The sequence below is a fragment of the Micromonospora sp. NPDC048905 genome (assembly GCF_040649655.1).
In the GTDB taxonomy this organism is placed as follows: Bacteria; Actinomycetota; Actinomycetes; order Mycobacteriales; family Micromonosporaceae; genus Micromonospora.
Genome location: NZ_JBEZFV010000004.1, coordinates 63,110 through 75,661 on the forward strand (window position 1 = coordinate 63,110; position 12,552 = coordinate 75,661).

Below are 12,552 nucleotides of genomic sequence, written 5' to 3' on the forward strand. Positions count from 1 at the left end.
CGTTGGTGGGGTGCGACGGGCCGGGTCACGGTCCGAAGGCGGTCAGGAACCGGTCCCGGAAGGTGTCCATCCGCCAGACCGGCGCCTGCGGTCCCGGCTTGAGGCCGTCCTGCCAACCCCACCCGGAGATCCGGTCCAGCACGGCCCGGTCCTTCGTGATGATCGTGATCGGGACGTCGTGGCTGGCGTCCTCACCGGTGACGACCGCGGCGGGCTGGTGGTCGCCGAGGAAGACGAACACGAGGTCGTCGTCTCCGTAGGTCTGCACGTAGGAGATGAGCGTGCTCAGCGTGTACTCGATGGACGTGCGGTAGTCCGCCCGGATCTGGGTGGTGTTCCGGCGCCGGTCGTCGTCCGACCCGTCCGCGCCGGCGGCGCGGTAGACCGACCCGTCGCCGACGGCGGCCCAGTCGAGCATCGGCGGAACGGGGGTCCAGGGCGCGTGGCTCGACACCAGCGCCAGCTCCGTCATCACGTTGCCGTCCGGCTTCGCCTGCTCCAGGCGCTGCCAACTGGCCAGGGTGTACTGGTCCGGCATCGTGCCGAAGCTGAACTTCGGGCCACGGTACGCGAGCGCCTTGGCGTCGTAGAACCGCTGGTAGCCGAAGAACGACCCCTCCGGCCACGCCCTGCTGACGGCGGGCATCACTCCCACGGTCTGCCAACTCGCCCGCCGGAAGGCGCCGTTGAGGGTCATCCGGTCACTCGCCAGCAGGGTGCGGTGACGCTGGTCGTTGTCGATCCAGAGGCCGGAGAGCAACGTGTCGTGCGCGAGCCAACTGCCGCCACCGAACGTCGGCGAGGTGAGGAAGCCACTCCGCGCGGCGAAGCCGGCGGCGCCCAGCCGGCTGGTGCCGCCGTCGAGGACGGCACCGACCTGCGGCGCGAACTCCGGGTCCTCGACGGCGTCGCGGCCGTAGCTCTCCACGAACGCGACCACCACGTTCTTGCCCCGCAGCGCGGTCAACAGCTGGTCGCCCGGGGTGTCGCGGAACGGGTCGGCCTCGATCAGCGAGGAGAACGTCTTCCGGTCGTCCAGACGCAGGCGTACCTGGAAGCCGTGGCCGTTGGCCAGGGTCGTCGCGGACGTGTCGGCGACCGGCACGGCCGGCGTCACCCGCACATCGAACGCGGCGCAGGCCACCCAGATGACCACGAGCGCGGCCACCACCCGGGTGGTGCCGGTGCGGTGCCCGACCACCAGCCGTCGCAGTCGCCGCACCGAGAGCGTCACCAGGACGGGCAGTCCCACGAGCACCACCGCCAGGAGGGCGGCGACGCCGATCGCGGCGGGCCGGCCGTACGACTCGCTGAGGAAGGCGAACCCCTCGTCGAGCAACGCCCAGTCGAGCACCGGGTCGAACGCCCGACTGAGCGCGGCCGTGAACCCCAGGTCGAGCAACTTCAGCAGGCCCAGCAGCCCGAGGGCCACCCCGGCGAGGGTGGCGACCAGTCGGCTGCCCCGCTGCGGCAGGGCGAGCAGGAGGGCCACGACCAGAAGCGCCTCCAGGGGGATCCGGACGAACGCGGCAGGGGTGAGACGGCCGAAGTCGTACGGCATGGTGAGGACGACCAGCACGAGCAGCGTGGCGAGGACGGCCGTCAGCCCGGCGGCGACGGAACGCCTCGCTCGACCCGCGCCCGCGGTGCCATCGTCGGCGGTGCCACCCGGGACCCCGTCCCGCATCGCTCGTCTCTGGCTCGGCAGCTCACGTACTCGCGTCAAGAGCGACAACCCGGGCATCCTTCCATGGTCGGTGCGGTGTACGGGCGGCTCAGACGCGGGCGATGTCACCGCGGGTCGCGGTAACCGTCGGGCGGTGGCTGCTCACCTGGACCATCGTGGCCGGTACGCCCAGGATGCTGTGGAGCGGGGTGCGGCGACGGTGCCGGGTCACCCACAACCACCTGACGTCGCGGCCGAACGACTCGATCAGCAGCGCCAGCGACGCCATCAACACCACTGTCGTCAGCAGTCCGGGCAGCGCGTCCGCCAGGGCCACCAGCAGCACCACGCCCTGGATCGCCGCGACGACCTTGCGCCAGTAGCGCGGCGGCAGGGACCCGCGCATCCAGCCCAGCACCCAGCTCGCGGCGACGAAGACGTAGCGCATCGCGCCGATCGCGAGCACCCAGCCGCCGACCGCCGGAGCGACGTGGAGGCAGAGCACCAGCACCAGGAACGAGTCGATCTCCATGTCGAAGCGCGCGCCCAGCTCACTCGTGGTCCCGGTGCGTCGGGCCGTGTACCCGTCCACCGCGTCGAGGGCCAGCGCCACGGCGGTCAGGGCGACCATCAACGCGATCGGCGCCGGCCGGGTGAGCGCGTCCGCGGCCAGGGCCGTCACGCCGCCGACGAGGATCGCCCGGCTCAGGGTCACCCGGTCCGCCGGGCTCAGACCACGCGCGGCCGACCGGGACATCCCCCGGCCGAGCAGGACGCACAGGCCCACCCCGTACGCCAGGCCGGCCACCCATCCCGCAGCGCCGAGACCGACCGTGCCGGAAAGCACCGCCAGCAGAGCGATCTGCACGATCAGTCCGAGGACCGGACCGGTTCGAACCGTTGACATCGTGCCTCCGCGACTCTGGTGGGGTGACCTCACCGGGAACACGGAAAATATGACCGATAGGTTCATTCTGAAACGCCCGCGGCACGGCCGGCATGGCGGACGCGGGAGGAGTCGCCCCGGCCGACGTGTGCCGACAGGACACCCCGACACGCGTCGAGGTCAGCGCGTGCCGGCTCCGGGCGTGCCGAGGGCGTGCAGCGCGGCGGCGGTCACCGGATCGGCGGGGAAGAATGCCTCGACGGCCAGTCCGGCGACGGTGACGTCCAGCGGGGTGCCGAAGAGGGTGGTGGTGCTGATGAAGGACAGCTCCCGCTCGCCGTGGCGGTACCGCAGTGGTATGACGACACGCGACCGTTCGTCGCTGGTGGGCGCCACGACGTCGTCGCCACTGGGGTAGCCGCGAAGTTCTTCGAGCAGGTCGGACAGGACCGGGTCGGTGGTCATCGCGGCCTGCTGACGCAGGCGGGCGAGCAGGTGGGCCCGCCACTCGGGCAGGTTGATGATTCTTGACGCCATCCCGTCGGGGTGCAGGCTGAGCCGCAGCACGTTGATCGGTGGGGTCAGCAGGTGAGGTGCCGCGCCGTCGGTGAACAGGGCGACGGCGGGGTTGGCCTCGACGAGCTGCCAGTGCCGGTCGACGAGTACCGCGGGGTACGGGCTGTGCCCGTCGAGCATCTGCCGTACGGCGGCCCGTAGCGGGGCGAGTTCCGGGTCGCTCAGCTCCTGGCTGGGATAGGCGGGGGCGTATCCGCCGGCGAGCAGCACCGTGTTGCGCTCCGCCAGTGGCATGTTGAGCTGCTCCGCCAGCCGCAGGATCAGGTCCGGGCTTGGCCGGGACCGTCCAGTCTCCACGAAGCTCAGATGCCGGGCCGACACTCCCGCCCCGATCGACAGGTCGAGCTGACTCAACCCACGGGCTCGACGCCAGTCGCGCAGCAGCTCCCCCACCGCCCGGCCCGGCCTGGTCCTGGTCGTCACTCCCTGACCCTAGTGACCACAACGGGTTACGCCCTATTACCTGCGACGTAATCGACAGCGAGCGCCGGCACTCGCGATCATTTCCGGAAAGGCCACGACCCGTCCGCAACGAAGGAGAATCATGACCGCGTACGCGCTTGCTCATCTGCGCCGGGCACCCGTCCATGCCGAGGTGCTGGAATACCTGGAGCGCATCGATGCCACTCTGGTGCCCTTCGGTGGCCGGTTCATCGTCCACGGTGGGTCTGTCGAGGTGCTCGAAGGTGGGTGGTCGGGCGACCTGGTCATCGTCGAGTTTCCCGATTCGGCCAGTGCCCGATCCTGGTACCACTCGCCCGCGTACCAGGAGATCAAACCCCTGCGGACGAGGCATCTCGAGGGCGAGTTGATCCTCGTCGAGGGAGTCGAGGCCGACCACCGCTCAGCGGAGTTGGCTGCCGTGCTCCGACGGGCCGTCGGTTCCTGACGTCGGGGCCAGGTCCTCGGCGGGGCGCGGCCCTCGGGTGCGGGCACCACACGGAACTGGTCCCGGTCGGCGAGCGACCGGGACCAGTGGATGACGCCGTTCAGGAGGCGGCGATGCCCTCCATGCCGATGCCGTTCTCGAACTTCGGCAGGCCCTCCACGGTGGTGACGAGCTTCAGCGAGCCGTCCTCGTTCACCTCGTAGCCCTGCACGTTGCCGGCGGTGGCGTTCTGGACGTACAGGAAGCCGTCGCTGGTGGTCATGTCGATCGACCCGCCGTTGGTGTCGGCGGCGACGTTCTTGACGATTTCGAGCTTGCCGTCGTCGTTGACCCGGTAGGAGCTGATGGTGGAGCTGCCGGCGTTGGCGACGAAGAAGTAGTCGCCGACGCGTTGGATCCAGCACGGCGCCAGCTGACCGTTGGGCACCGACGGTCCGACCTGGTCGAGCGTGCCGTCGTCCTCCAGCTCGAACCGGCTGACCGCGTTGGCACCCGACTCGGTGACCAGCAGCGAGTCCTCGCTGTCGAAGGTGAAGCCGAACGGGGTGTTCCCCGCGTCGCTGATGACGGGGTTCGAGGCCAGCTCGCCGTGGCGACCGATCTCGTAGCTGAACATGACGTTGGCGCCCTTCGTCGACACTAGGACGAACTCGCTGTCCGGGTCGATCTTGACCTGCGCCGGGGCGGTGCCGAACGCGGGCGGGTTGCCGTTGTGCAGCCCGAGCGACCGGTTGGCGTCCTCGATCTGCGACAGGCGGCCCTTGTGCAGCTCGAAGCCCTGCACCGAGCCCTCGCCACCGGCGTTGAGGACGTAGACGAGGTCGCCGCGGGCCGCGATGCTGACCGGCAGCAGGCCCCCGGACCAGATGACCTGGAGCTTGTGCAGCTTGGTGCCCTCGACACCGAAGACGGTCACGGTGTTGCTGCCGGCGTTGACGGCGAAGAGCAACCCCTTGTGGTAGATCAGGGAGCCCTGCGAGGCCAGCGCGTCGAGCGGCGCGCCGATGGTGAAGCCGCCCAGCCCGCCGGTCTCGTACTCGCCCGCCTTGGTGAGACGGCCGTCCTCGTCGCGGTCGTACACCTTGATGGTGTTGCCCTCGGCCTTGTTGGTCTGGACGAAGACCGCGCCCTCGTCGCCGTGGTGGTGTTCACCCCCCTTGCGGTCGTCGTGGTATCCGGGGCCACCACCGTCGGCGAGAGCGGTCCCGGGGGCTGATCCGACGCTGGTCAGACCCGCCAGGAGGGCTGCCGCGAGCGCAACGCTGCGCTTCATCACTGAACTCCTTTACGCACACGAAGGGAGGAATACGAGTTTTCCTCTACTTCGAAAGCTATCGGAGGATGTAGTCATGAAGGGCGGTCTTACCCTAAAGCGGTAATTTCATACCGTTACGTGAAACGAGCAGACGTACGTGCCCGGATGGCATATCGCAAAGCGGACGGTGATGGCGTGCACGGGCCACCGGATGGGATGCTGCACGGGTGATTCGCCGACACGCCGTCCGGCTCGGGCTGGCGATCGCGCTACTCGCCGGCTGCTCCGAGGCGGCGTACCCGCTGCCGGATCGAAACTCGGCTGACGTTCAGGCTGAGGAGAAGCGGCTCGCGACGCTCCTGCCCGGCGAGCTGCTGGGCGGACCAGGCACCTGCAAGGTCCGACTACTCGGGCGCGACGGCTCTTCCTCGTTTGCGTGGGCGCACTGCGATGCGGCCCCGGGGTCCGAGGGCGGTTGGAGCGTCTCCGTGCCGGTGCGAGTGGACGGCGATCGCGTAACGCAGCCCGGCGACGGCAGCGAATACTCCGCGAGTGTGCGCCGCATGTTCCCCGAGCGGCTGGCAAGAGTTGTTCTCGACGACGACGGCAAGCTGCGGCCCTGACGGACTCGGATGGCGACGACATCACTGCCGTTTCGCGGATCTGGGCGCGGCGCGGGGAGGTTCGAGGCCCGTTTTCGCCTCCTACCCAGGGAGGAGGCCCGCTCCGACCGCCGGCCGCAACCGGGGCTCGCGGTCGGACGCTTTCGACCGCACCGGCCGCGAGCATCTACAGACATGACTACCGTGCTGCGTCGGGCGACGCACTGGAACCGCCCACTGATGGTCCTGGTCTCCGTGATGGCGGTGCTCACCGTCATCGCCGCGGTCGGCGTTCTCGCCGACTCGCGCGTCCTCATCGGGGCTCCGATCTGGCTCAAGCCGTTCAAGTTCGGGGTGTCCTTCGTGCTGTACGGCGCGACGCTCGCCTGGATGCTCTCCCTGCTGCCCCGACGCAGCCGGGCCACCGAGAGGGCGGCCGTCGTCATCGTCGCGGTGGCGGTCGTCGAGAACGCGTGGATCGTCGTTCAGATGCTCCGCGGGGAGGCCAGCCACTACAACGTCACCACCCCCCTGAACACGGTGCTGACCGCGTCGACGGGCCTGGCGATCATGTTTCTGTTCTTCGCGCACCTCGTCATCGGGGTCGTCGTCCTGATCCAGCGGATCCCCGACCGGGCCGCCGCGACCGCCGTCCGGTGGGGGCTCGGCCTGTCCCTGCTGGGCATGCTCGCGGCGGTACCGATGATCCTGCCGATGCAGGACCCGGGCATCGAAGGGATCGGCGGGGCGCACAGCGTCGGCGTGCCCGACGGCGGGCCGGGGTTGCCGATCGTCGGTTGGAGCACCACCGGCGGTGACCTGCGGATCGGGCACTTCGTGGGGCTGCACGCCCTCCAGGCGCTGCCGATCCTGGCGATGCTGCTGACCCGGTTCGCCACGCGGCTGGACCAACGCACCCACGTCCGCCTGCTGGTCGTCGCGGGCAGCGCCTACGGCGTACTCACCGTGTTGTTGACCTGGCAGGCGCTGCGCGGACAGCCGCTGCTGCGCCCGGACGCCAGCACGCTGGCCGCGGTCGCGGTCCTGGTGCTCGCGACGGCGGCCGCCAGCGGGCTGGTGCTGGCCGGCCGACGCCGCCCGGAACTGGCGTTGGTCGCATGACCGAGACGCTGTTCTCCCTGACGTTCACGGTGGCCGCGCCGTTCTGGGCGCTGATGATCCTGCTGCCGCGCTGGTCGTGGACCGCCCGGATCATCGCCTCGCCGCTGATCGTGCTGCCGGTCGTGGTGATCTACGCCCTGCTGGTGATCCCGGCGATGGGCGACGTGCTGACGGCCGTGGGGTCGCCGACCCTGGACGGGGTGCGTGACCTGCTCGGCACCTCCACCGGGGCGGCGGCGGGCTGGGCGCACATGATCGCGTTCGACCTGTTCGTCGGCCGCTGGGCGTGGTTGGACAGCAGGGAACGGGGGGTGCCGGCGCTGGTGATGGCTCCGGTGCTGCTGCTGACCATCCTGCTCGGACCGCTGGGCCTGGCCGCGTACCTCGCGGTCCGGCCCCGGTGGCGGCGGCCGGCGGCTGCCGCCACCGACCCACAGCACCTAGGCTGACCACCGTGGGATGGCCGGCGCGACTGTTCGACATGCGCGACACGCTCGTGCGGATGGTGCTGCTCGACCTCAGCGGGCTGGGTTTCCTGCTCCTCGTCCCCTACGGCCGCGCCGCCAGCACAACACAGTGGATCCTCGCGGCGCTCGCGTTCGCGGTGGCCCTGGCGACACACCGTCGACCGGTGGTCAACCTGGTGATCCAGACCGTCCTGCTGGCGGTCGCGCTCAGCCTGGTCGAGGACTTCACCATCAACCAGGTTGGTGCCAGTTGGGCGCTGCTCGAGGTCACCATGCGGGCGCACCGCCCCCGGGTCATCTGGCTGTCCGCCGCGTTGCTCGTCGCGGTCGACCTGACCGACTCGATCGGCGCCCCGGTCAACCGGGTCGCCTCCGGCGTCGTCGGACTGGCCCTGGAGGTTGGCGTGCCGGTGCTGCTCGGCCTCGTCATCCGCGCCAACCGCCAGTTGAGTCGACAGGCCGTCGAGCGCGCCGTGGCCGAGCAGCGCCAGCACGCGTCGGAGACCCGCGCGGCCCGCGCCGACGAACGCACCGCCATCGCCCGCGAGCTGCACGACGTCGTCGCCCACCACGTGGCGTCGATGGTCCTGCGGGTCGGCGTGGCCCGGCACGTGCTCACCGACCTGGACCCCCGGGTCGGCGAGGTGTTCGACGACGTGCACGGCACCGGCACCGCGGCCCTGGCGGAGCTGCGCCGGCTGGTCGCGGTGCTGCGCAACCCCGACGGAGTACGCGGTGACGCGGCGCTGACCGCGATCGAACCCTCCGCGCTGCCGGCGGCGATCGGCACGTCCATCGACCGGGCCCGGCAGGCCGGCATCACCGTGGACGCCGACCTGGACCCGGCGATCGGTTCGCTCGACGCGGTCCGCGGCATGGCGGTCCTGCGACTGACCCAGGAGGCGCTGACAAACGTGGCCAAACACGCGGGGACGTCCGCGCTCGCGCACCTCGTGGTCGCCGTTCGCGACGGTGCCGTGCACTGGGAGGTGACCGACAACGGACACGGTGGGACGCCGGTGGGCGCTCCGACAGGTGGCGGGCACGGCATCACCGGGATGCGCGAGCGCGTCGAGGTCCTCGGCGGTCGGCTGGAGGCCGGCCCGACCCCGACGGGGTGGCGGGTGCGTACCGTGCTCCCGTCCTCCGGCGTCCAGCCGCCCGCCCCCACGGTGCCCCGGGACCGCACGTCCCCCGCCGGTGCGCCCGCGCCGGAGCCGGCGTGATCCGGGTGCTGCTGGTCGACGACCAGCACCTCATCCGCGCCGGGCTGCGGATGCTCTGCGACGCCCAACCCGACATCGAGGTCGTCGGCGAGGCCGACAACGGCCGGGAGGCGATCCCGCTGGCCGGGCGGCTGCTGCCCGACGTCGTCGTCATGGACCTGCGGATGCCCGGTGTCGACGGGATCACCGCGACCAGCCGGATCCTCGCCGACCGCCCCAGCACCCGCATCCTGGTGCTGACCACGTTCGGCGACGACGACCACCTCTACCCGGCCCTGACCGCCGGAGCCTGCGGGTTCCTGCTCAAGGACGCGCCCCCGACCGAACTGCTCGACGGCATCCGGCGGGCCGCCGTCGGTGACAGCCCGTTCAGCCCGGAGGTGCTGCGGCGTCTCGTCCAGCGCGCGGTGCACGCCCGGCCCGAGACACCACGGCAGGCGCAGGGTCTGACCGCCCGCGAACACGACGTGCTGGACCTGGTCGCCGAGGGCCTGTCCAACACCGAGATCGCCGACCGGCTGCACATCGGTGTCACCACGGTCAAGACCCACATCACCAGCCTGATGACCAAGACGGACAGCCCCAACCGGGTACGCCTCGCCCTGTTCGCGCGCGGCGTCTGACCCATGCCCTAACGGCCGCAGGCGTAGCCCTGCATCCCCCGGGGGTTCGCGCCGGCGGACAGCACACCCGTCGCCGGATCGCGGGTCACCGCGCAGAGCCGACCCAGGCTCCACCCGTCGGTGACCCGCACCTCGTGCCCGTACGCCCGCAGCGCCGCCCGCACGCGCTCGTCGCACCGGTCCTCCACCACCAGGACGCCGGGCGCCATCTCGCGGGGATAGAACGACTCCGGCAGGCTCAGCGTGTGCCACGCCGGCGCGTCGATCGCCTCCTGAAGCGGCTGGCCGGCGACGAGATGCCGCAGCAGGAACGGCACCTGCCACTGGTCCTGCTGGTCACCGCCGGGGGTCCCGCAGGCCAGCACCGGCTCGCCGTCGCGGTGCACCATCGTCGGGCTCAACGTCGTACGCGGTCGACGGCCCGGCGCCAACGAGGACGCGAGCCCCTCCTCCAGCCAGCACATCTGCAACCGGCTGCCCAGCGGGAAGCCGAGTTCCGGAATGGTCGGCGAACTCTGCAACCAGCCACCACTGGGGGTCGCGGAGATCATGTTGCCCCAGCGGTCGACGACGTCCACGTGGCAGGTGTCGCCACGGGTCACCCCGTCCGCCTGCACGGTCGGCTCCCCGGTCGTGGGATCCGTCGCGGGTGCTCGCCGTACGGTGTCGGGTCGGACGTGGGCCGGCAGGCGTGGCCGCGAACCGTCCGGTCGCCCCGGCCGCAACTCCGCCGACGCGCGAGCACCGATCAGCGCCGCCCGCTCGCGCGCGTACTCCCGGGAGAGCAGCGCCGCGCCGGGCACGTCGACGCCGTCGCCGTACCAGGCCTCCCGGTCGGCGAAGGCGAGCTTGAGCGCCTCGACCTGGGCGTGCACCCCCGCCGCGGTCGCCGGGTCGTACGCGCCGGGATCGTCGAGCGCGTCCAGGGTGGCCAGCGTCTCCAGCAACACCGGACCCTGGCCCCAGAAACCGGTCTTCGCCACCGAGTAGCCGTGCCAGTCCAGGGTGACGGGCGCCTCCCAGGTCGCCGAGTACGCGGCCAGGTCGTCGCCGGTGACCAGCCCGGCGTGCGGCCGTCCACTGGAGTCCTGGAACGGCCGCCGGCTGAACGCGTCGATCGCCGCGGCCACGAAACCCGTGCTCCAGGCCCGGCGCGCGGCCTCGATCTGCGCCTCCCGGTCCCCGCCGGCCGCCTGTCCCGCCTCGACCAGCCGGCGCAGGGTGTCCGCGTACGCCGGGTTGGTGACCAGCTCCCCCGCCGCCGGCGGCCGGCCGCCGCGCAGCCAGAGGGCGGCGGAGGTGGGCCAGTGCTCCTCGAACAGTGACCGGACGGCCGCCACGGTGGCACCGACCCGACCCACCAGCGGGTGTCCGGCGGCGGCGTAGCCGATGGCCGGCTCCAGCACCTCGGCGAGGGTACGTGTGCCGTGCTCGCGCAGCAGCAGGAGCCAGGCGTCCACGGCGCCGGGTACGGCCGCCGCGAGCGGCCCGGCCCCCGGGACGAGGTCCATCCCGAGGGACCGGAAGTGCGCGATCGTGGCGCCGGCCGGCGCGGGACCCTGCCCGCACAGCACCTTCGGCCTGGGGTCCTGCGCGGTGGCCACGATGGCCGGCACCTCGCCGCCCGGTCCGTTGAGGTGCGGTTCGACCACGTGCAGGACGAATCCGGCGGCGACCGCCGCGTCGAAGGCGTTGCCGCCGCGTTCCAGGATGCCCATCGCCGACTGGCTGGCGAGCCAGTGCGTCGAGGAGACCATGCCGAAGGTGCCCCGCAGCGTGGGCCGGGTGGTGAACGTCATGATCACACCTCACTCGGATCCACGGTGCGAACGCAAGACCTCCGGGTCTACCCGCGCACCGCCCCGCCCGGTGCTCAGTGCGCGGGCTCAGGCCCGGCGGTGCTCAGTGCGCGGGCCGGGTCCGGTCGCCGCGGAAGAGGCTGAGCAGGACTACCAGGGCGAGCACCGCCACCACCGCGCTGAAGATCTCGGCGGCGGGACGCAGACCGGTGCCCTGGATCAGCAGGCCCACCCCGACGGCGGGCACGCCGAGCATGGCGAACAGGATCGCGAAGAAGGTCGACACCGCCTCGGCCCGGTGCTGCGGTTCGGTCTTCATCGTGATCGTCGCGATCCCGTCGCCGACCGCCACCCCGGACGCGACCCCGATGATCGCCGCGCTGACGACGAGCGTCCCCAGCAGCGCCATCCACATGCTGAACGCGAGCAGGCCCGCCCCCACGATCAGACCGACGCAGGCGCCGGCCAGCGCGGCGCGCGAGGACAGGACGCGGGTCAGCAGCTGCCCGAACGCCGCACCGGCGAACGCCACGAAGACCACGAGCGCGGCCAGGGTGTGCGAGGTCTCGTGCAGGACCATGCCGAGGAACAGCCCGCTCACCGACGTGAGCACCCCGAGCGCGGCGAACCCGGCGCCAGCGGTGATCGCCGAGCGGACGAAGGCGCCCCGGATGTTCGCCGGCACGTGCAACCGTTGCACCCGCAGCGTCACCGGCGAGCGCTCCCGCACCGTCTCCGGTACGCCGCGCAACGCGACGATCGCGGCGACCGCCAGGAGCAGCACGATCACCCAGGGCAGCCGGAGCGGGTCGGGCGCCACGTCCGCCACGATCCCGGACAGCAGGGTGCCGGTGGCGAGGCCGCCCAGGTTCGCGAAGATCGAAACGGTCGCGGCGCGCTTCGGGTGCCGAGGGCTGATCAACTCGGCCAGCGCCGCGGTCGCCGCGCCGATGATCAGCGCGGCGGAGAGACCGGCCAGGATCCGACCCACAATGATCATCGCCAGGTCCACGGCGGCCAGGAACACGGCGTCCGCGGCGACCGAGAGCAGCAACGCGACGAGGATGACCGGGCGTCGGCCGATCTGGTCGGAGAGCCGACCGAAGACCAGCAAGCCGACGACCACGCCCAACGCGTACAGGGCGTAGACCACTGTCACGGTGAGCGAGGCGAAGCCGAACTCCATCTCGTAGAGCGGGTAGAGCGGAGTCGGCACGGTGGTGCCCACCAGCGTGATCCAGAAGGCGAACGTGACCCGCACGGCGCCGGACGTGGAACCCGACCGTGTCGTTGCGCCATCGGCACGGCTGGCGTTGGACATGATCGGTCCCTTCGGGCTCGGACGCCCCTGCTGCGGGCCATCGCGGCTCCTGTCCCCCGTGCAGCATGGGTCCTGGCCCACCGCGCGGGTGTGACAACAGCCCGAAAAGCCCTCATCAGG

11 protein-coding genes and 1 pseudogene are annotated in these 12,552 nt (G+C 71.5%); 6 read left to right on the plus strand and 6 right to left on the minus strand.

The window, feature by feature from the left end; genetic code table 11:
• Nucleotides 1-25: 25 nt before the first annotated feature.
• From AB0C01_RS11765 to AB0C01_RS11775, 3 genes and pseudogenes are all read right to left on the minus strand, one after another.
• Nucleotides 26-1,687: a sulfatase-like hydrolase/transferase gene (locus AB0C01_RS11765; RefSeq protein ID WP_357249839.1), complete on the minus strand. Its 1,662-nt coding sequence runs from the start codon at nt 1,685-1,687 to the stop codon at nt 26-28.
• Nucleotides 1,688-1,898: 211 nt separating this feature from the next.
• Nucleotides 1,899-2,573, minus strand: a pseudogene (locus AB0C01_RS11770) (CDP-alcohol phosphatidyltransferase family protein); the annotation flags it as partial.
• Nucleotides 2,574-2,732: 159 nt separating this feature from the next.
• Nucleotides 2,733-3,551 carry a helix-turn-helix transcriptional regulator gene (locus AB0C01_RS11775; protein ID WP_357570999.1) on the minus strand — a complete coding sequence of 273 codons (819 nt, stop codon included), beginning with the start codon at nt 3,549-3,551 and terminating at the stop codon, nt 2,733-2,735.
• 121 nt (nt 3,552-3,672) lie between these two features.
• Here AB0C01_RS11775 and AB0C01_RS11780 point away from each other — a divergent pair, with 121 nt between their 5' ends.
• Nucleotides 3,673-4,017: a DUF1330 domain-containing protein gene (locus AB0C01_RS11780; protein WP_357249845.1), complete on the plus strand. Its 345-nt coding sequence runs from the start codon at nt 3,673-3,675 to the stop codon at nt 4,015-4,017.
• 100 nt (nt 4,018-4,117) lie between these two features.
• Here AB0C01_RS11780 and AB0C01_RS11785 read toward each other — a convergent pair whose 3' ends face one another.
• Complete coding sequence (locus AB0C01_RS11785; RefSeq protein WP_357249848.1) at nt 4,118-5,290, minus strand: beta-propeller fold lactonase family protein; 1,173 nt, start codon at nt 5,288-5,290, stop codon at nt 4,118-4,120.
• A gap of 209 nt (nt 5,291-5,499) precedes the next feature.
• Here AB0C01_RS11785 and AB0C01_RS11790 point away from each other — a divergent pair, with 209 nt between their 5' ends.
• The 5 genes from AB0C01_RS11790 to AB0C01_RS11810 all read left to right on the plus strand — a co-directional run bounded on the left by AB0C01_RS11790 (nt 5,500) and on the right by AB0C01_RS11810 (nt 9,312).
• Nucleotides 5,500-5,895: a hypothetical protein gene (locus AB0C01_RS11790; RefSeq protein ID WP_357249851.1), complete on the plus strand. Its 396-nt coding sequence runs from the start codon at nt 5,500-5,502 to the stop codon at nt 5,893-5,895.
• Between the two features lie 174 nt (nt 5,896-6,069).
• Nucleotides 6,070-6,996 carry a hypothetical protein gene (locus AB0C01_RS11795; protein WP_357571000.1) on the plus strand — a complete coding sequence of 309 codons (927 nt, stop codon included), beginning with the start codon at nt 6,070-6,072 and terminating at the stop codon, nt 6,994-6,996.
• Nucleotides 6,993-7,445 carry an ABA4-like family protein gene (locus AB0C01_RS11800; RefSeq protein ID WP_357249857.1) on the plus strand — a complete coding sequence of 151 codons (453 nt, stop codon included), beginning with the start codon at nt 6,993-6,995 and terminating at the stop codon, nt 7,443-7,445. Before AB0C01_RS11795 ends, AB0C01_RS11800 begins: the two co-directional genes overlap by 4 nt.
• Before the next feature lie 5 nt (nt 7,446-7,450).
• Nucleotides 7,451-8,689, plus strand: coding sequence for a histidine kinase (locus tag AB0C01_RS11805; RefSeq protein ID WP_357571001.1), 1,239 nt, complete (start codon nt 7,451-7,453; stop codon nt 8,687-8,689).
• Complete coding sequence (locus AB0C01_RS11810) at nt 8,686-9,312, plus strand: response regulator transcription factor (protein WP_357571002.1); 627 nt, start codon at nt 8,686-8,688, stop codon at nt 9,310-9,312. The genes AB0C01_RS11805 and AB0C01_RS11810 overlap by 4 nt, the downstream gene beginning before the upstream one ends.
• An 8-nt stretch (nt 9,313-9,320) precedes the next feature.
• Here the strand turns inward: AB0C01_RS11810 and AB0C01_RS11815 are convergent, their stop codons facing one another.
• Both AB0C01_RS11815 and AB0C01_RS11820 read right to left on the minus strand, forming a co-directional pair.
• Complete coding sequence (locus tag AB0C01_RS11815) at nt 9,321-11,111, minus strand: gamma-glutamyltransferase family protein (protein WP_357571003.1); 1,791 nt, start codon at nt 11,109-11,111, stop codon at nt 9,321-9,323.
• Between the two features lie 103 nt (nt 11,112-11,214).
• Complete coding sequence (locus AB0C01_RS11820) at nt 11,215-12,432, minus strand: MFS transporter (protein ID WP_357571004.1); 1,218 nt, start codon at nt 12,430-12,432, stop codon at nt 11,215-11,217.
• Nucleotides 12,433-12,552: the final 120 nt, after the last annotated feature.

Bases quoted from the DNA above. Each gene is read 5' to 3' on its own strand.
- AB0C01_RS11780 (WP_357249845.1), top strand. From the start codon at position 3,673: ATGACCGCGTACGCGCTTGCTCATCTGCGCCGGGCACCCGTCCATGCC.
- AB0C01_RS11765 (WP_357249839.1), bottom strand. From the start codon at position 1,687: ATGCGGGACGGGGTCCCGGGTGGCACCGCCGACGATGGCACCGCGGGC.
- AB0C01_RS11795 (WP_357571000.1), top strand. From the start codon at position 6,070: ATGACTACCGTGCTGCGTCGGGCGACGCACTGGAACCGCCCACTGATG.
- AB0C01_RS11815 (WP_357571003.1), bottom strand. From the start codon at position 11,111: ATGACGTTCACCACCCGGCCCACGCTGCGGGGCACCTTCGGCATGGTC.
- AB0C01_RS11820 (WP_357571004.1), bottom strand. From the start codon at position 12,432: ATGTCCAACGCCAGCCGTGCCGATGGCGCAACGACACGGTCGGGTTCC.
- AB0C01_RS11800 (WP_357249857.1), top strand. From the start codon at position 6,993: ATGACCGAGACGCTGTTCTCCCTGACGTTCACGGTGGCCGCGCCGTTC.
- AB0C01_RS11785 (WP_357249848.1), bottom strand. From the start codon at position 5,290: ATGAAGCGCAGCGTTGCGCTCGCGGCAGCCCTCCTGGCGGGTCTGACC.